The sequence below is a fragment of the Burkholderia sp. AU6039 genome, from assembly GCF_002223365.1.
In the GTDB taxonomy this organism is placed as follows: domain Bacteria; phylum Pseudomonadota; class Gammaproteobacteria; order Burkholderiales; family Burkholderiaceae; genus Burkholderia.
In genome coordinates this window covers 1,053,385-1,072,607 of sequence record NZ_NKFK01000004.1, presented here as the reverse complement: position 1 = coordinate 1,072,607, position 19,223 = coordinate 1,053,385, and the positions used below count along the sequence as shown (strand labels likewise).

General features: G+C 59.0%; 9 protein-coding genes, 2 rRNA genes and 1 pseudogene. 11 read left to right on the top strand and 1 reads right to left on the bottom strand.

What is annotated here, in order from left to right; translation table 11 throughout:
* Both CFB39_RS17705 and rrf read left to right on the top strand, forming a co-directional pair.
* A 23S ribosomal RNA gene (locus CFB39_RS17705) occupies window positions 1-106 on the top strand; the annotation flags it as partial.
* A 128-nt stretch (window positions 107-234) separates the two neighbouring features.
* A 5S ribosomal RNA gene (rrf, locus tag CFB39_RS17700) occupies window positions 235-347 on the top strand.
* A 246-nt stretch (window positions 348-593) separates the two neighbouring features.
* Here the strand turns inward: rrf and CFB39_RS40840 are convergent.
* On the bottom strand, window positions 594-689 hold the full coding sequence (locus tag CFB39_RS40840) for a type I toxin-antitoxin system SymE family toxin (RefSeq protein ID WP_256991409.1): 96 nt from the start codon (window positions 687-689) through the stop codon (window positions 594-596).
* A gap of 365 nt (window positions 690-1,054) precedes the next feature.
* Between CFB39_RS40840 and CFB39_RS17690 the strand changes: the two are divergent.
* The 9 genes and pseudogenes from CFB39_RS17690 to CFB39_RS17650 form a co-directional block, all read left to right on the top strand.
* Window positions 1,055-1,465, top strand: a pseudogene (locus CFB39_RS17690) (IS66 family transposase zinc-finger binding domain-containing protein); the annotation flags it as partial.
* Window positions 1,466-2,157: 692 nt separating this feature from the next.
* Window positions 2,158-2,373, top strand: a complete 216-nt coding sequence (locus CFB39_RS17685) for a helix-turn-helix domain-containing protein (protein ID WP_089473783.1) — start codon at window positions 2,158-2,160, stop codon at window positions 2,371-2,373.
* Between the two features lie 28 nt (window positions 2,374-2,401).
* The gene (locus tag CFB39_RS17680; protein WP_089473812.1) at window positions 2,402-4,408 is read left to right on the top strand and encodes an N-6 DNA methylase; all 2,007 of its coding nucleotides are present in this window, start codon (window positions 2,402-2,404) and stop codon (window positions 4,406-4,408) included.
* Window positions 4,405-5,742, top strand: a complete 1,338-nt coding sequence (locus CFB39_RS17675) for an AAA family ATPase (protein WP_089473782.1) — start codon at window positions 4,405-4,407, stop codon at window positions 5,740-5,742. The genes CFB39_RS17680 and CFB39_RS17675 overlap by 4 nt, the downstream gene beginning before the upstream one ends.
* Window positions 5,743-5,783: 41 nt before the next feature.
* The gene (locus tag CFB39_RS17670; protein WP_144030269.1) at window positions 5,784-6,395 is read left to right on the top strand and encodes a hypothetical protein; all 612 of its coding nucleotides are present in this window, start codon (window positions 5,784-5,786) and stop codon (window positions 6,393-6,395) included.
* Complete coding sequence (locus tag CFB39_RS17665) at window positions 6,392-7,801, top strand: restriction endonuclease subunit S (protein ID WP_144030268.1); 1,410 nt, start codon at window positions 6,392-6,394, stop codon at window positions 7,799-7,801. Before CFB39_RS17670 ends, CFB39_RS17665 begins: the two co-directional genes overlap by 4 nt.
* Window positions 7,801-11,964, top strand: coding sequence for a protein kinase (locus tag CFB39_RS17660; RefSeq protein WP_089473779.1), 4,164 nt, complete (start codon window positions 7,801-7,803; stop codon window positions 11,962-11,964). Before CFB39_RS17665 ends, CFB39_RS17660 begins: the two co-directional genes overlap by 1 nt.
* A complete protein-coding gene (locus tag CFB39_RS17655; protein ID WP_089473778.1) occupies window positions 11,964-13,637 on the top strand; it encodes a hypothetical protein in 1,674 nt (557 codons plus the stop codon). Before CFB39_RS17660 ends, CFB39_RS17655 begins: the two co-directional genes overlap by 1 nt.
* Window positions 13,634-19,216 carry an ATP-binding protein gene (locus CFB39_RS17650; protein ID WP_089473777.1) on the top strand — a complete coding sequence of 1,861 codons (5,583 nt, stop codon included), beginning with the start codon at window positions 13,634-13,636 and terminating at the stop codon, window positions 19,214-19,216. The genes CFB39_RS17655 and CFB39_RS17650 overlap by 4 nt, the downstream gene beginning before the upstream one ends.
* Window positions 19,217-19,223: the final 7 nt, after the last annotated feature.

The following is a 19,223-nucleotide window of genomic DNA, read 5'->3' as shown; positions in this document are numbered from 1 at the left end:
GATCCCCTTGAAGGGTCGTTCGAGACCAGGACGTTGATAGGTCAGGTGTGTAAGCGCAGTAATGCGTTCAGCTAACTGATACTAATTGCCCGTAAGGCTTGATCCTATAACAAGTCTGTCTCGCGCTACAGAGCGCGTCGGACGGTTGGATTCTCGTGTGTGATACACACAACTCAAGATTACTGCTTCTTCCCAGATTGGTCGCGTTGCGAAGCAACGTGACAACCCTCTTTGCCTGATGACCATAGCGAGTCGGTCCCACCCCTTCCCATCCCGAACAGGACCGTGAAACGACTCTACGCCGATGATAGTGCGGATTCCCGTGTGAAAGTAGGTAATCGTCAGGCTCCCTAAGCCAAGAACCCCCGCCCGAAAGGCGGGGGTTTTTGCATTGGAGCGACGAAAATGTTTGGTGCGCCTGGCATGGGTTGTAGCTCGTGCTGAAAGGCTACACGGCAGCGGACCTGAGTGGCCGGCCCGCTGCATTTCCAGGGTAATCGTCGCTTGTCACAGTTACTAACGGTGCAGAGTATCGGGTACTGAGCTACCTGAGCGGTGGTGACTTGCGACGCCCACCACGGGCAATGCGCCGATCACATCGGCGTGATGATGAGCCGCTTGTCCTCGACAGTCACTCGTACGCGTTCTCCTACCTCGAATCCCGCATCCTCAAGCCATACTCCCGCCAATTTGATCCACGGGAAATACGTCGTGTTCAGTTTCCGGTGCGCTCTGATTGCACGGAGACCCTAGACAAGGAATGATGGCGTGCTGACTCTTGAACAGTGGTGAAGCGTTCCGTTACGACAGGGCGTGACTTATGATTGGCGTTAGCCATTTCCGACTCCTGGTTTGAGTTGGTTGTGGTCGGCGGGTCGTATGGGTGGCAGCCCATGCGGCCCGCGCTTTTACTGCTTTGCTCTTACTTCAGCTTTCTTTCTCTTTCGCGATTTCTAGCGAAGCGATCTTCTCTATCGCGAGCCACGGATAGTCAAATTCGTGGCGCATCTCATAAATCGGTTTTGTTATCGAATAGCCGAACGGGAGATGCGCAGAGATGAGCCTGCTCAACGAGGCCATCGACGCCGAACCTGGCCGCCCTCGAAAGCGAGCTGGAGCAGTTACGGCCAACGCCTGCGGACAAGCAACCGCAGCAGCCCAAGCGTGCGCCGCCGCCGCACCTGCCGCGCACTGACAACTACCACGAACCCGACGACATCACGTGCTCCTGCGGCTGCCGGCGCGTGCGTATCGGCGAGGACTCGGTGAGAAGCTGGACTATACGCCGGGCGTGTTCACCGTCGAGGGGCGCATCCGCGGCAAGTGGGCCTGCAAGGCGTGCGAGACGCTGATTCACGCGCCCGTTGCTCCGCATGTGATCGACAAGGGCATTCCCACCACCGGATTGCTCGCACAGGTGCTGGTCCCCAAGTCCGGCGACCACTTGCCGCTGTATCGCCAGGAAGCGGGCCGCCGCGATCATGTGCTTGATTCGATCGGCGCAGCTCAACGGCCACGATCCTGAGCTCATCCCTACGTCTATCTGAAAGACGTGCTCGATCGCCTGCCGACCTACCGCGCCAACGACATCGCGCGCTTCTGCCGGATCGTTGGACACCCGTGGTCGCTTGATTGACTACAATTTACCCCGATGGGTTTGCTCGCTGGGCGCATACATTTCACCGACGTGACCGGCCGTTTCGGCAGCGTGATCGGGCTATTTCGGGATTGCGATCGAGCGGACCGAGAGGTGGGATTAGCGTTGCGTATGACGTCAACCCAACGGGCTATGCTCGCTGGCTTTGGCCGCAGGTCAAACTTACCCTAACGCTTGGTTTTGCGCGAGCCAGGCGGGATAAACGAGTGGGTAGATGAATTCTGGGCCATAGCAAAGGTGACGACTTCGATTCACGACAGCTGTCCCTTGGACAGCACGACTGTTGGGAAGCTTTTGCAAAGGGGATCGAGGAAGTCACGACGCCCGAGTTCTAGTGCCTGAGGCGAAGCACGGTTTGAGCGGGCTTGATCCTTGTCAAATGATTTTAGCCGAGATAAACCCAATTAAAGCCAATTAAATCCTATTAAATTAGCTAAAAATGGCATAAACTGTGTTCAGTTGCCGCTATTCTGGCGGTGCATTTCTGTTTGGGTGCAGACATGGACGACCGCTGGCTCTCCGTCGATGAAATCGCCGATTACCTCGGTGTGGCTAAAGACACCATCTACACTTGGGTGACCTCCAAAGGCATGCCGGGGCACAAGGTCGGGCGCTTCTGGAAGTTCAAGAAGGAAGACGTGGACGCTTGGGTGCGGGAGGGCGGTGCCGCTGCCGGCAGTGATGACTTTGACGACAAGGGGCCGCGCAATGCCTAAGCAGCGCTCCGCACAGGACAACAACGACATGAGTGACCTCGACCAAGAAGGCCAAGCGCCCGAGAGCGTACTCGAAGAGGGCAAGGTCTTTGACTACATCACCGGCAACCCGGTGAAGGACGGCGACAAGGAGCAAGTCCGCCAGCGCATTGCTCGCGCCATCATTCATGAGTACGGCATCGCTGCCGAAGACATGGAGCCTGATTTCAAGGTCAAGGTGCTGGGCAAGAACCGCAAGCTCGACATCGCAATCTTCAAGCCCGGCCAACCGCACACGGTGGACAACCTCTACCGCGCCGTGGCGGTTGAGAAAGAGCCCAAGCTCGGCACCAAGGGCGCCTATCGTATGCGCGACCCGGAAGAGGCGCGCAAAGAATTCGAGGTGCTGGAAACCGTGATGGCCGAAGTCGAGAGCTGCGACTACGGCCTGTGGACCAATGGCCTGGAGTTCTTCTTCTTTAAGAAAGAGGTCACCCGCTTCGACACCAAGTTCAAGCCCATCGGTGACTGGCCTCTGGGTGACGACACCTTCAGCATTGAAGGCCGCTCTATGGGCCGTCTGCGCCGCGCCGATCCGGTCATGCTGCGCACGGCCTTCCGCCGTTGTCACAACTACATCCACGGCAACGAAGGCATGCCCAAGGACGCTGCCTTCTGGCAGTTTTTGTACCTCATCTTCTGCAAGATGTACGACGAACAGCAGCCCAACGACGCGCGTCGTTTCTGGGTGGGGCCATTCGAGCCGTTTGAAGCTGCCGGCCGGGAGCAAATCCGCCTGCGCATCAAGCCGCTTTTTGAGGCGGTGAAGAAGAAGTACGACGGTCTGTTCAAGGGCAACGAAGAGGTCACCCTGTCCGACCGAGCCCTGGCCTTCATCGTTTCAGAGCTGGCTCGATACGACTTTGGCCGCACCGATGTGGATGCTAAAGGCACGGCCTACCAAGAAATCGTTGGCACCAACCTGCGCGGAGATCGCGGCCAGTACTTCACACCGCGAGGTGCCATCAGCCTCGTGGTCAAGATGCTGGCTCCAAAGGAGCATGAGCGCGTGCTCGATTCATCCTGCGGTACCGGTGGCTTCCTGGTCGAGACCTTGAACTACCTGAACAAGGTCTTCCACGAAGAGAAGCGCATCAAGGCGGGCGACGAGAACACAGAAGAGTTCGTCTCCATCCGAGACCGACTGGCCAACTTCGCTGCCAACAACCTGTTTGGTGCCGACTTCGACCCCTTCCTGGTTCGCGCCGCACAGATGAACGTGATGATGGCCGGCAATTCGCTGGGCCACCTGTATCACATGAACTCGCTGGAGTTTCCGATAGGCCACCTGCCTGGTGTGCCTGCCGCGAAGGCAGCCATCCCGCTCGGCACGATTGATGTCTTAATGACCAACCCGCCGTTCGGCTCAGACATTCCGGTCACGGAAAAGACCATCCTGGAGCAGTACGAGCTGGCCCGCCGCTGGGAACGGCAAGGCGATGGCTTTGTGATGACCAACGCCATCAAGCCTGCGGTATCGCCGGAGGTGCTGTTCATCGAGCGCTGCGTCAAGTGGCTTAAGCCGGGTGGACGTGCAGGCATCGTTTTGCCCGATGGCATCTTGGGCAACCCCGGCGATGAGTATATCCGCTACTGGATTCTTCGCCACTGCTGGGTGCTGGCCAGCATCGACCTGCCGGTGGAGTCCTTCATCGTGGAGGCCAACGTCAACATCCTGACCAGCTTGCTGTTCCTGAAGCGCAAGCCGGCGGAAGTGATCCAGGCAGAAGACCTAGGTCAGAAGAAGGACTACCCAGTCTTCATGGCCGTAGCCGAGAAGGTGGGCTTCGACCGTCGTGGCAATACGCTCTACAAGCGCCACCCTGACGGCGAAGAAATCCTAGTAGATGTCAGCCATGAAGAGAAGGTCCGCATTGGTGGTGGCATGCAAGTGCGCACGTTGCACCGCAAGGAGCGCATCCTCGACGACGATCTGCCCGAAATCGCCAAGGCGTATGCCGAGTTCCGCGCCCAACATCCGGAGCCAAGCAAATGATCACGCGACTCGAAGCAACGCGTTATCGCTGCTTTGAACGCCTGGGCGTCGATGTCGGTGACTTTCGTGTCCTCGTTGGGGCCAATGGCTCTGGTAAGACCACCTTGCTCGATCTGACTGTTCTCTTGGGCGATTTGATGCGTGCCAACAATGTGGTCGCCCCGTTCATGGAGCGCCGCCCTGAGCTGCCGTCGCGCGCGGGCAGCCTGAACGAACTGGTGTTTGCCGGGCGCGGAAGTGATTTTTCGCTGGCTGTTGAAGCCCGCCTGCCGGAGGCCGTGCAATCGAAAGTGCTTGAGGGCTTGTTTGCCAGCAAACGCACGGAGCGCTCACGCCAAGCCTTGCAGGAAGACCGCCGTCAGTGGCCGACCCACATTCGCTATGAGATCGGCCTGCGCATCGGTGCAGATCAATCGCTGCTGGTGGCCTACGAATACCTCTTCCTCTTCCCCGAGGCCGATGGGCCAGACCGCCGACAGGCGGGTTTTCACGGCGCAACGGCAGCGAACAAGAAGCACTGGCACCTCACGCTCAAGCGCGAGATTGGCTACGAGTCGGAATTCAAGCCCGAAACGCCGCACGCCAAAGCCGTCAAGGTGGGCTTGCCAGAAACGCTGCTGGCAATGCCGCGCGTACTGTTCGAGTCCGAGGCGGGTTACCCCGCTGCTCGGTGGTTGCACAGCTTGCTCACCACTGATGCGGTGTTCCTAGAGCCCAACTGGTCGGCCATGCGCCAAGCCAGCCCGCCAGGGCAGCCCAAGGTCATCACCGCCAACGGCCGCAATATCCCCTGGCTCGCACTGGACCTGAAGCGCGAGGGGGCTCCCGAAGGTGCTCCCGCCAACTATCGCAGCGAACGCTATGCCGACTGGATTGCTCACGTGCAAACCGCACTGCCGCAGGTCGTTGACATCGAAGTACGTGAACGTGAGGACGACCATCACGCCTACTTCGTGGTCAGCTACAAGGGCGACTTCAAAGTGCCGTCCCCAGGCTTGTCGGATGGTACCCTGCGCATCCTCACGCTGACGCTGCTGCCTTACCTTAGCAAGCAACCGGCCATCTTGGTGACCGAGGAGCCAGAGAACGGAATCCATCCGCGCGCCATTGAAGCGGTCCTGCAATCGCTCTCATCCATGTACGACAGCCAGGTCTGGGTGTCATCGCATTCGTCGGTGGTGCTGGCACGCGCCAAGCTGGATCAGTTGCTGTGCGCGCGTCTTGCCAGCGAAGGTGGCGTGGAGATGGTCGCCGGGACGGACCATCCTCGTCTTCAAGAGTGGCGTGGTGGCATCGATCTAGGCAGTCTGTTTGCAGCGGGGGTGCTGGGATGATAAACAAGCGCCCCTGCGTAATCTTGGTAGCCGACAGCAATATGGCGGCCACCTTCCGTGGCTATTTCAAACGCGATGGCTGGCATCTGAGTCTTGGCTGTGCGTCCTTCGAAATCAACACCGATGTCGGCGCAGACTTGCTGGTGGACGAAGGCGGCAACGACCCTGGTGTCTACACCAAGGGCCACGAGTTGTTGCGTCCCTACCAGAACAGCCACCATCGCGCCCTTGTTGTGTTGGACTGCGAGTGGGAAGGCTCACCAGGCAAAGTAGCTATCGTTACCCACATCACGGCCAATCTGGTGACCAGTGGCTGGACCGAGGATGCGGTCAAGGTGATCGCTGTTGAGCCCGAGTTGGAAAACTGGCTGTGGCAGGACAAGCCACAAGTAGCAGATATACTTCGTTACAAGGGCAATAAGTCGCTGCGTCAGTTGCTGGCTGATAACGGTCTTTGGCCGGCAGGCATGCCCAAACCGCCGCGACCAAAGGAGACCGCCGAATGGGTGCTGAAACAAACTCGGCAGCCGCGTTCCTCTGCGATCTATCAGAGGTTGGCTGAACACATCTCGATTAAGGGGTGCACCGATGCGGCCTTTTCAGAGATGTACGCTGCGTTGCTGGCATGGTTCCCTGCAGAGGTACCCGCATGATCTTCGCGAGTTTTAAGAATGCGCGCATCGTTCGTTCCGACTGGCTGGAACAAGGTGGTCGGCGGTTGGACTGCAACCCATACATGTCCGGTGCTCTAGAGGCTCGAGACACGTTGCGAAAACTGAAAGTTCGCAAAGATTCATTGCATACCCTCACTTCGGGACATGCAGGCGGAATCTTTAACGGCCCGATGTTTAAGCGCAACTACGTAGAGTCTTCTAAGTACGGCGTGCCATTCATCAGCAGCGGTGCCATGTTACTTGCGGATCTGAGTAAGTTGCCGATGCTGCGAAAGAAGGACGCTGAGTCTTCACGCTTGTCCTATCTGCGATTGACTCCCGGGACAACCTTAATTTCTTGTTCTGGAACGATTGGCCGCATGACCTTCGTCCGGCCAGATATGGATGGAATTTGGTCTTCTCAAGATGTTCTGAAGGTTGTGCCCAATCCACAACGTATCCCGGAGGGCTACTTGTATGCATTCCTTACTAGTAAGTACGGAGTGCCTCTCGTTGTTGCAGGAACCTACGGCGCAATCATTCAGCACATTGAGCCCGAGCATATCGCCACCTTAGATGTGCCGAGGTTTGACGAATCCAAAGAGCTGGAAGTTCATTCGAAAGTGACCCTGGCTGCTGAACTACGAGGGCACGCAGCAAAAAGCCTTCAGTTAGTAGCGAGGGAGTTTGATGATCTCTTTCCCGGTCTTGATCTGCAGGAGCGGCCCAGCGTTTCTGTCTCGTCAGTTAATAACGACGAACTGCGCCTTAGGATGGACGCCGAGTATCACAACCCTCGCGCCGTTCAAATTAGACGGACGCTAGCCATGGCACCGCATGCCTCGATAGACACATGGTGCGATGACGTCTTCCTGCCTGGAATTTTCAAGCGAATTCATGTGGATAGCCCTGAATTCGCGGCCCCTTACTTCACCGGCTACAGCCTTTACTGGAATGAGCCCGAGCCGAAAGGTTACCTCTCGAAAGCGACGAAGCTGTTTGATCAGGTCACTCTCAAAGAGGGGATGATTTTGGTTCAGGCGTTTGGGCAAGAGGGAGGACTTACAGGGCGCCCAGTTTGGGTAGGCAGGCATCTTGATAAGGCAACGACCACACACATGCTTGTGCGCCTGATCGTAAAAGATCGACACAAGGCGGCTTATCTATACGGATTCCTAAACTCGCTCTTGGCATATCGGCAAATCTCCTGCTTGACCTATGGAGGGTCTATTCCACATTTTGATGTGGCCGGCATCAAAACCGTTTTGGTTCCTCGTTTGACACCAGAGAAAGAAATGGATATTGCCGACCAAGTGCTGTCCGCTGTGGCTGCTCGGGATGAGGCACTGCAATTGGAACTGGATGCTCGGGAAATTGTTGAGTCGCTAATTCAGGGAGCGCAGTGATGGCCAAACTGATCCCAGTTGGCCAGCCGGTCAACGATGCAGAGCGCAGCGCCATCGCTTACCTGCGGGATCGCTTGCCAGACAGTTTCGTCCTGCTTCACAACTTCGAGATCGAGCGGCAGGGCGAGCGCTTCGAGATCGACATCGCGTTGCTGACACCGCACGCCCTTTACCTGATCGACGTGAAGGGCACGCGCGGCACCATCGACGTGTACGGCAACAAGTGGTACCCCGAGGGGCGCGCGCCCTATCCTTCGCCGCTCGGCAAGTTGCGCGGCCACGCCCGCACCGTGAAGGGCTTGGTGACCCAAGCCAATCCGGGGCGGCATGAGTTGGACGACATCTATGTGGATGCCGCCATCCTGCTCACCGCGCCCGATGCACACCTGAACGACCGCGAGCAGCTTGACGCAGATCGGGTGGTGAAGCTGAAGGACACAGAGCGCTACTTCAAGGATGCCACGCGTATCCCTGCGCGCTTTTCCAAGAACATCTTGCAGCAGCAGGGCTTGATCTTGCATGCCTTGAAGGTGGTTAAGCCCGCCTCATCCGTGCAGCGCTTCGGGCACTGGGAGGTGAAAGAAAAGCTCGGGGCGGCAGAGGCCTACACCGAGTTCCGCGCTGAGAACGCGTTCGCGGGTGGTACGGCCCGCCTGCGGGTGTATCAGGCGGATCCCTATCAACCGGAAGATGTGCGCAAGGCTCAGGTCAACCGCGTTGCCAATGCCTACCGGGCGCTGTCCAAGCTGCAACTGCACCCCAACATCGTGGCGGCGCGGGATTTCTTCCCGACCGATGACGACAAGTCGTTCATCCTGATCCTGGACGATGCGCCGGGCCAAGCGCTGACCGTGCACATGGCCCGGCCGCAGTTGGCGCTGACACTGGACCAAAAGTGGCGCGTGGCCAAAGACCTGTTGGCGGCCTTGGCCCATGCTCACCACCACGGTGTGGTGCATCGCAACCTGACGCCGGGCGCGATCTTGATTGGCCAAGATGGCACCACACGCATCACCGACTTTGATTTCGCAAAGCCCGGAGCGGACCGCAGCCTGACGATTGCGACGGACATTGTTGATCTGGTGGAGAAGGCTTATGTGGCACCCGAGGCGTTCAGGGAGCCGGGGGCCGCATCGAGCGCATCGGACATCTTCTCTGCAGGGGTCATTCTCTACGAACTTTTCACCGGAGAGCGCCCATTTGCGGGCGAGCCAACCACGGTGTGGGATCGGGCCGGCGAGTTTCTCAACAAGCCCTCTGCACTGCGGCCGGAGTTGAACGAAGCTTTTGATACATGGTTGCAGAGCCTGTGCGCATTTGACGAGCACCAACGGCTGACTGCATCGGCTGCGCTGGCCGCATTGAATGCCTTGCTGCAGCCCGTGGCGCAACCGGTAAACCAGCCTATTGATGTGCCGAAGCCCGAGGCGGTTGAAGCAAATGACGCCCAAACTGACTACCTGAACTTGGCGGCAGGTTACCGCCTGACCCATAAGTTCATCGTTGAAAAGAAGCTGGGACGAGGCAGCTTTGGTGTGGTCTACAAGGTGATCGATACCTTGGGTGATGTAGCGCGTACGGTGAAGCTCATCGTCAGTGACCGGCATTCGACCCTGGAGCGCCTGAAGAAGGAGTATCGCCACCTGGTGCACATCCCCGAGCACCCACACGTGGTGCGTGTGCTGGATGCGGACGTGATCCCAGGGCGTGACATCCCCTTTTTGGTGTTCGAGTATGTGGAAGGGGCCGATGTAGGCGACATGATCCATGACCGCCTGCTGTCCCCCGAGGATGCGCTGGAGCTGGGCAAGCAGGTGATTGAGGGTCTGGTGCACCTGCATGCGCAGGGCTTCCATCACTGCGACATCAAGCCACGCAACCTCCTGTGGACGCAGAAGGGGGCCAAGATCATCGACTTCAATGTGTCGGTGCGTGTCGACGACAAAGAGTCGCGCGGTGGGGGCTCGCGACGCTATCTCCCACCGGACTTTGACCCTGAGGTCATTCCGCACAACGGCGAGCGGGCGGACCGTGATCTGTATGCGCTGGGCCTGACTTTGTATGAGGCATTGACGGCTCGCTATCCGTGGGAGACGACCGAGCCGCCCGTCAACAAGCCTGCGCCCGACCCGCGCGAGCTATCGGGCTTTGCCGACTTGGCGCCGGAGCTCGTGAACGTGGTGCTCAAGGCGATTGCTCCGCGCAGGGCTGAGCGCTTCCACACGGCTGTTGATTTCCGGGATGCCCTGGCAGGAGTTCGCCATGCGCGGCGTATTCAAACCGTCAGGTTGACGACCATGGCAAAGGCGGTGAGCAACGGGCAGGCCGCCTTGGCCGAATCTGCGCCCAACTCCAATGCATTCGTTTCGCACCTGCTGACGCTCTACAGCCAAAGCCGCCGTAGCAATGCCGGTACGCGGGGGATGGACGCGCTTGGATTCTCTGCCTACGTGGATACAGCGCTGGACCGTGCCTTGTTGCCCGCTGTGTTGTGGGGGGAGTTCCGGCTCGTGCTGATCACGGGCAACGCTGGTGACGGCAAGACTGCCTTCTTACAACGACTTGAGAAAGAAGTCGAAGCCCGAGGCGGGGCAGTCAATCGCGGTTTGGCAAACGGCAGCGAGCTGAGCCTGGATGGCAAGCGCTACCTGATCAACTACGACGGTAGCCAAGACGAGGGCAACAAGGACAATAACCAGGTGCTGCTGGATTTCCTGGCCCCGTTCAAAGGCAACGATGCGGCGACTTGGAAGCCACAAGAGACGAGACTGATTGCGATCAATGAGGGTCGCCTGGTGGACTTTCTCGCCGCGTATGAACGGGACTTCTGCGCACTCACCGCCCTGGTTCGGCGTGCATTCGCAACCGGGGAAGCTGAGTCTGGCGTGGTGGTGGTGAACCTGAATCTACGCAGCGTTGTGGCCGATGCGGAAGGCGGATCGATTCTGGAGCGCTCGCTGCGAAGTATTGTCCGCCCCGAGAACTGGGCCGCTTGTGAGCATTGTGATTTGAAGGACAGCTGCTACGCATTGCACAACGCGCGCAGCTTCCAGGATGAGATCGCCGGTCCGCGCCTGCTGGAACGCCTCAAGACGCTTTACACGATGGCGCACTTGCGCGGGCGCTTGCACATCACGATGCGCGACCTGCGTTCGGCGCTCTCGTTCATGCTGATTGGCAACCGAGACTGCAGCGAGATTCATGTGCTCTACTTGGCGGGCAAGCATGATGACGTGGCACGGAGCTTCTACTTCAACAGCTGGATGGGTGGTGGGCCAGCCACATCAGACCGGCTGCTGACGCTGCTGAGCGATCTGGATGTAGGTAAGCAGGAAGACCCCCGCTTTGACCGAGGGCTAGACTTCGTGCAGCCCGATGACCGCGCCCTGTTTCGTTTCGAGCGACGGGGGCAATTTGACTTCGAGGTGTTGAAGCGCCTGTTCGGCGACCTCCCGCGTGGCGTCTCTGACTCATCAGTCCGCCAGCGGGCACTCAAGCACCGGGAGTATGTGGCCATGGCACGCCGCAAGCACTTCTTCGAGCGGCGTGATGCCAGCTGGGAAAAGATGCTGCCCTATCGCTCCGCCAAGCGCATGGTGGAGATTGTTCGAGGCGAAATGCCTATTGACGAGCTCACCGGCGAAATCCTGCATGCCATCAACCGAGGGGAGGGTCTGCAGCACCCGGAGCGACTGGGAGCCAGCTTAGCCTTACAGTTGCGGCAGGTCGAACACGGTACGGTCCGGAGCTACCGGCTTTTCCCTGTCGAAGGCTTTGGGCTACAGGTGCAAGACTTTGCGGCCAAGGCACGCTTCGTTGAACACCTGCCGACAGGTTTGCTGCTGAAGTACCAAGGCCAAGGCGCAGGTGCCATCAGTAGCGAGCTGATCATCAACCTCGACGTATTCGAAATGCTGGTGCGCCTGAATGAAGGCTACCGGCCTAGCGTTGAAGAGATGCAGGGCTTCTATCTCTGTCTTGGCGTGTTCAAGAACAGCCTCAACGCGCAGCCTTACCGCGAAATTCTGCTGACAACCACGGGGCACGACTTCTACCGCTTGACCCGCCATGACGATGGCCGGGTGGAGATGCGTTTGCTGCAGGGGCCGGTGACGGGCGCACGCCAAGAAGAAGCCGCCGAGAGCGGCGCCAGGGGGAACTGATGGCATTGCAGAAAAAGGACAGGGAGTTCCGACTCCCGAAGATCAGCTATCTCGACTTCAAGACCATCGAGATGGATCGGGTGCTCACGGGCCTGTTTGAGCGCCTGGAGCACGGGGGCTATCCGAGCGTTTTCCGAGACAAGCGAGAGCTGACCGTGGACAAGTTCGTCGATGACATCCTCGATGCCAGCGACAAGTTCTTGGGTTTCACGCAGCACCGAGATATGGTGGAGCGTTGGGTGGAAACGCACCTGATGGACATCGTGAACCGGGGGAAAAAGAACGCTGCCGTGGCTGGACCTCGGCCTTTGCATGGCTATACCTATCGCTTCCGCAATCCGAAGCACTCGCGTGACTATGGCGCGGCCCAGCATCTCTATCAAATGCTGCACCATGCGCGCCACCTTGCCGGCCACAAGGCCATCGAGCATCTCAAGGGTTTCTTCTTCGACGGGTTCGATAAGCTCACGCGTGAGCTGAACGACAAGGCCCTGACGGACATCGAGACAGCGACGCTGCTGCACTTCTTGTCTCAGCGGAAGGACACGGCGGACACGCGTGCAGGTGGAGATCGGTTCGCGCCAGTGTGCATCGGCTCGGCCGATCTGATGGCAGAGGACATCCAGCGACTGTTGTTCTACAAGCCCTTCATGCCGCGCTCGGTCATGGTGGAGTATCTGAAGGTGCTGCTGTCATTCCACTTGGCGCTGTACCACCTTCGCTTGCTGAAGCTGCTGCCCGCCTGGCAGAAGCTGGAGGGCGCGAACTCGCTGTGCGCTGAATCGGCGTGCCCCATGAAACCACGCGAGCAACGCGAACCTCAGGGTGACTGCCCTTACAAGCTTGGTCTGTTCGTTGACCTGTCGGGTAGTGCGGAGTCCGCAACCGCACCGCTGGCTGAGCGCAGCGCAGATGGTTACTACCGGCGCATTCCTGGCTTTGTGCGGGCGTACTTCGTAGCAAAGAAGCTGGACGAATTCTCAGAGCACCTGGTTCGGAGAGGTAAGCTGATCCGTCCCTTGAATGCCGTGTTCTCGGTCGGAGAACTGTACGGTCTGCAAGTCGAGCCGTTCGCGGAAGAGCGAGACAAGTTCTTCGGTGAACGTCTGGCCGGGCTGCTGGAATCCTTGTCCGAAGGTGATGCGGGTTTGGACGCAGAGGTCGAGGCCATCACAAAGATGGGGCTCTCGGACTTCGAGACCTACATCGAGATTCTGGTGGCTCTGCGTGGTGCCTTCCACCGGAAGTACATCATCGAGTCGTTGGACGCGACGATGTTGAAGAACAAGTCGGGGGCGCTGCTTGCGCAAACCCGCGCGCGAAACGCACCTCGGCGATTTGCGTTGGAGAGCCGCCTGCTAGAGGTGCTGCTGCAGATCGCTGTGTTGCGGCCAGGTGGTGATCAGGGCTACTTCACCGAGGAGATGCGGATCGATGACCTGCTGTCGTTCTTGCGCGAGCGCTATGGGCTTTACATCGACCAATTGCCGCCCGGTGAGGGCTTCAGCGCACCGACCATCGACGAACGAAAAGCCTTGCGTGGCAATGTGCAGGCATTTACAGGACGCCTGCGCGAGATTGGCTTCTATCGAGATCTGTCTGATGCCTACGTGACCCAGACAGTGGTGCCGCGCTACACGATTGCAGAACGAAACGAAGGAGCGCGCGCATGAGCCAAGGACTGCGTGAACTCACGAATCAAGAACTGAGCGCCGCATTGGAGTCAGTCCTACTGCCAAGGCTCTCACAGCTGCTCGCAGCCCGCGACCTTGGACATTGCATGCGGGTCACCGACTTGGATCGGGAGCTGATGATTCGATTGGCAGGTGGCCTGCGGGCTGCCGTGCCGTCTGCGAACGTCGTGGTGTTGGCGGACGACAGCTTGCGATCGATGGCGCCGGACATGGCTGTCAGCAGCACCAAGCTGGTGGAGTTGCGGAACCCGCTTCCAAACGATGAGCTTCGGCCCCCGCTGCTGGTGTTCGTGCCGAACGATCTGCGCGCCTCGGCGGAAGATTCCTTCGGTGTTGCGACATTTGAAGAGGTCCCGATCGACGGCGCCTATGCGGAACTGAACGCGCAGTTGGTCGCCCAGGTTCCTGCCAATTTGCGTGTGGCCGTAGAGGCCTGCTTGAGCGAGTTGCGGCGGCGTGACTCACGTTGGCGGTATGCCGACGATGCCGCCGTGGCGCGGTATCTGCTCACCTGCCAGGTCAATGAGTTTGATCCTGATGCCATGGGGGCCGCTCTGTTTGAGCTGGCTCTGGTACCGGATTTTGAGCTGTTCCAGCAGGCTGAGCGCGCACCCGCGCGGGTGGCGCGCAACCGGGAGTGCGTCGAGCGCATCACTTGGTCTACCAAGACGGAGCGCGTTCGCGCCCTTGAGTTGGGTTTGCTGGCCCCCTCGTTCCGCAAGCAGCTGGGCGAGTTTTTTTCACGGGTCGGCACGTCGAATCCCCGCGAGTGGACTCAAGCGGTTGTTCGCGACCGTGTGAATTGGCCTCTTGCGTTCAACAAATGGTTGTTTGAGGACGGCGGCGTCAACCCGGACGCCATCTACATCGGCGATGTCGCGCTGCCCGACCTGCCAGTGGTAAAGGACGACAACGAAGACCCTCGATTGGCCGAGTTGATTGGGCAAAAGGTACTACCCATCTCGAAAACCGGGCTCAAGAAGTTCAGTGTCTCTTTCCGTGTTGACCCGGTTCCTTCCAAGGTCGAGGGGCTGTCCCGGTTCGTGGCGGAGGTCGTGTCGCGCGACAACGGGCCGATCGGCTTGCGTCGGCGTAAGGCCGCTTGGACCAAGGGAACAGACTCTGGCGCGATCGCTTTCTCTTCGATTGGCAAGATCGATTGGGAGGAAGGCTGGCACTGTGTGCGTGTGTATGCGGAGACCGAAGACGGTGATCGCATTCCGCTCGCGGACGGTGAAGGCAACCCTGTCCGGTTCAACAGTGACGCGTCGGAGACGCACGCCAGTCCCAACGAAAGTGATCTCTTCTACGTGGTCACTGACGATGAGGTCGAGGTAGAACCACCGCAGCGGGCTGTCCCGCGCGAGGCGAGCTTGATGCACGCGTTGCTGCGTGCACGTTTTGCGGCCGTCGCCCAGGATCGCGATCCCGGTGCCGTTACTGTGACCGGCTGTGGGTGGGTGGAACGCAGCAGCAAGGCCACAGCCAGCGGCGAGATCTTGGAGATTCGCCTCGGGAAGGAGGGAAAGGCGAATGTCTTGGTGTCCAGCCTGTTGGCCAACCTGGAGCGGGCATTTCTTGAAGATCCCGAAAGCCTTAACCGCCTGAGGCTTTCGATCTGTGCTTCTGGTGTTGCCACACGATCCACGACGTCGTTCCGGTGGCCAGTCTCGGACGAGGTTGCTCGGTTCCGAGAGGCACGAGGGGCGTTCTTCGCCGCCGTACTGAAGGGCGACCAGCGGCTAATCATGCAGGCCAGCGACCTTCTGTCCCTTCAGGAGCCGGCCCAAAACTACGCCTCCGCCTACCTGGCTTGGATTGATGCAGTGCTTGCACGTGCCAGCTCTACGGATGCGACCATTTCGCGGCAGGCTATGGATGAGCTTCGGTGCGCGCTCACCATCGATTCAGTTGCCCTCGTGATGGAAGACTATCAAGGCAGGCGACGAGACGCTGTCCTGCTGGGGCCAACGCATCCGTTGCGTGCCAATTGGCATGTCGCCTGGAGCCATCTCGGACAGGCCTGGATGGAGCAGAGCCGGTCTAGCAGCAAGGAGTTCGTGGTCCCCACACGTGACGCGGTGATCAAGCAGCTGGCGCCAGCGGCATTTCCTCCGGTCGTTCCCTTCGGCGAAGAGCTGGGACGGACAGCGCTGGCTGTGGACAACATCAACTCGTTCTGGTCCTTATACGCAGCGACCGATGAGAAAGACCCTCGTGGCCTGATTGGAGAGGTGTGTGCCGCCCTAGGCCTGCCGGAGCCAGCCATCGGCGGTGCGACCATCGATAGTGCTTACCTTGCCGCGCGCGTGCAGCGTTATCTGGTCCAGCACCCGTATGTTGAGACGCTGACGATCAATGCCTTTAACGCAGGACGCGCGGGGGCATTGGCGGAGGTCCTGCTGGCACTTCAGCGGCGTCCTGAGTTTGCCGATCTGCGTTACGACATTCGGCTCTTCGTGCTTGATCCGGCAGAGCCATCTACAGGGGAGGCGTTGCTGGAACTCTTGTCGCCAGACTCGGGAACCAGTGCTAAAGAGGCAGACGCGTTCTCGACGCCGACCAGCAGTCATCTGCACCCAAAGTTGCGATTGGCCATCCGCGCGATCAAGGAATTCCGCGACGACCCGGATTTGCATGCGGCGCACCTCGCCTTCTTGTTTGACCTGTTCCCGGCAGAGGAAATCCGAGCAGTTGATGTTCATGACAGTGATGACTCCTCTTTTGTCCATGGACTGGTTCAGCCCTTCGAAGTGGACTATCTGGAGGACGAGCAGTCCATCACTTGGCTGCGTCGGCCGCTTCATGGTGTCGCACAAGCTCTGGAGGGCGCTGAGGCTTTATCCGACCTCATGGGGAGCATCTCCCGCGCCGTTTCGGTCGCCGTGGCGACGGTTGCACGCAGTCAATATTTGCCGCATGCACGTCCTGTGGTTGCGTTGAGCTTGTCCGCTGATGAGCGCGCCATGCTCCATCAGGTGCACGAGGTCAGTGACTGGGTACTCACGATTGATCGGAACTTGGGGATCGAGTTCTTTGACCATCGGCGGCATGCCACGCGGCCGGACTATCTGATCGACCACTCGCCCGATATGGCGAACGCGATGAGCCACCGCTTGGCGATCACTTCGCGATCTGTTGCGGAGCTTGAGTCTTTGCTGACCCCCATCTTAGGTGAGTACGGACTGCCCAATACGGGCCGACATGCCTTGGTGATGCTGGATCAGCTTCGGTCACTGTCCGGACGGTTGGCCTTGAAGCTGTTGTCCTCTTCTTCTCAGCGGGCCGAGGCGATGGGCTTGGCGCTCTCGCGCTTGTTCCTCGAACACCAGGGTGTGTTCCAGAACCAAGTCGTCGTGCCGTTGGATGCGCACTTGGAGTTGTATAAGGCGCTGAAGCAGAGTGCAGAGGAAATGGGCGATGAAGTCTGCTTCCGCCGGACTGACCTTGCTCTGTTCGACCTCGACCCAGCAAACCGTGTGATGACGTGCCGGCTGGTCGAAGTCAAGTGCTACAGCCAAGTGGGCGACGTGGCTGCCTATGCGCAGTTGAAGGCGTCCATCGCTGATCAGATCTCTCAGTCCGAGCGCGTCCTGGCCCACCACTTCGACCCTAGGGTGGCGGAAGTGGATCGTCCTGACCGCCCCATTAAGAATCGCGATCTTGCTGCACTGCTGGGCTTTTATCTGGATCGATCGGAGCGCTATGGCGTCGTCTGGCCAGACGCCGCCGAAGAGGCGCACTACTTCCTGAGACGCCTTGATGCGCGCCCCTATACCCTGAAGTTCACGCGAAGCGCCGTGGTGTTTGACTTCAGCACACCGGGTACTGAACCAGCCGAGCATGAAAACGGCATCGAGTTCTACCGTATCGGTAGTGATCTGATCCGGCAGTTGGTGGAGTCAGCCGTGACTGACACCGAAACGATGGCCAGCGTCCATTCCGCTCGCTCCACCGCCACGGCACGAGAGGTAACCCAGGAACTGCTTCGTCGCAGGGAGTTGGCCCCGGCCGTTCCCACATTTGAGACGGCAGCATTCGTCAGCACGCCTCGCGATCGAACGCTCGCATGGGACGACAGCCCACGATTTACGTACCAGCGGTCTGAAGACATTCGTAGTGTGGAGGCGCGCGAGCTTCAGCCTACCCCCGCACTGCAGGCAACCCCTCTGTCGGTTACAGTCGCTCAGCCTCCAATCGCCATCACTGAACCAACGCCATCGTCAGCGGGCGAACCGGTTCCCGGTTCTATCGCGACGCAAATGCCACTATCAGCTGAGGTTACAGAAGTGCCCGCAGCTGAGGACGGCTCTGTTGCTGGTTTTCGGTCACAGGAAGATGCGACTTCCAATAGCCGTGTTGTGTACGACATCATGCTTGGCGTGACAGGGGCAACGCCACAGTACGGTCTGCTTGGTGAGGTATCAGGGCGCAAGGTAGCGCTAGACCTCAATCAAACCCATACCATCAGTTTGTTCGGTGTTCAGGGCGGCGGCAAGAGCTACACCTTGGGCAGCGTTGCAGAGATGGCCTCACTGGCGATCCCTGGCATCAATTGCTTGCCCGAGCCGCTGTCCACGGTAATCTTCCACTACAGCCCGACCATGGACTACAAGCCAGAGTTCACGTCGATGGTGGGTGCAAACATTGTGGAAAACCAGGTCCGGGCGCTGAAAGAAGTCTATGGCGCGGAGCCGAAGGCTCTCGCTGATGTCTTGCTCCTCGTGCCAGCAGACAAGGTCGAAGAGCGGCAGACCGAGTACCCCGATATCGAGGTGCAGCCTTTGCAGTTCTCTGCATCGGAGCTGAAGGCATCCCACTGGAAATTCTTGATGGGGGCCGTGGGCAATCAGGCTACCTATATCCGCCAGATCATGCGCATCATGAAAGCGATGCGCGATGACATCACTCTTGAGGGTTTGCGTGAGGGCGTTGACGCTTCGTCAGTTCCTGATCACCTGAAAGAGCTGGCTCGGATGCGCCTAGACCTGGCCGCTGAGTACATCAATGACGCCACTGCACTCACCGATGTTGTGAAACCTGGTCGGCTGATCATCGTGGACCTCCGAGACGAATTCATCGAGAAGGACGAAGCGCTCGGGCTGTTCGTTGTGCTCTTGCAGTTGTTTGCCGATGCACGGATCGATGGGCGCACCTTTAACAAGCTGGTTGTGTTCGACGAAGCGCACAAATACATCGAGAGTCCTGATCTGGTTGCAGGACTCATCGAGGTAGTGCGAGAGATGCGGCACAAGGGCGTGAGCATCATGGTGGCGAGCCAAGACCCGCCGTCCGTGCCGGTGAGTTTGATCGAGCTGTCCAGCCAGATCATTATGCACAAATTTAACTCGCCCGCCTGGCTGAAGCACATCCAGAAGGCCAACGCAGCGCTTGGCAACCTAACGCCAGAACGCATGTCGCTCCTGAAAGCTGGGGAGGCCTACGTCTGGTCAAGTAAGGCCACCGATGAGTCGTTCACCAAGGGAGCCGTCAAGCTTCGGTGCAGACCTCGGGTCACCCAGCACGGTGGGGCGACTCGGGTGGCGGTAAGGGATTGATGAAGAA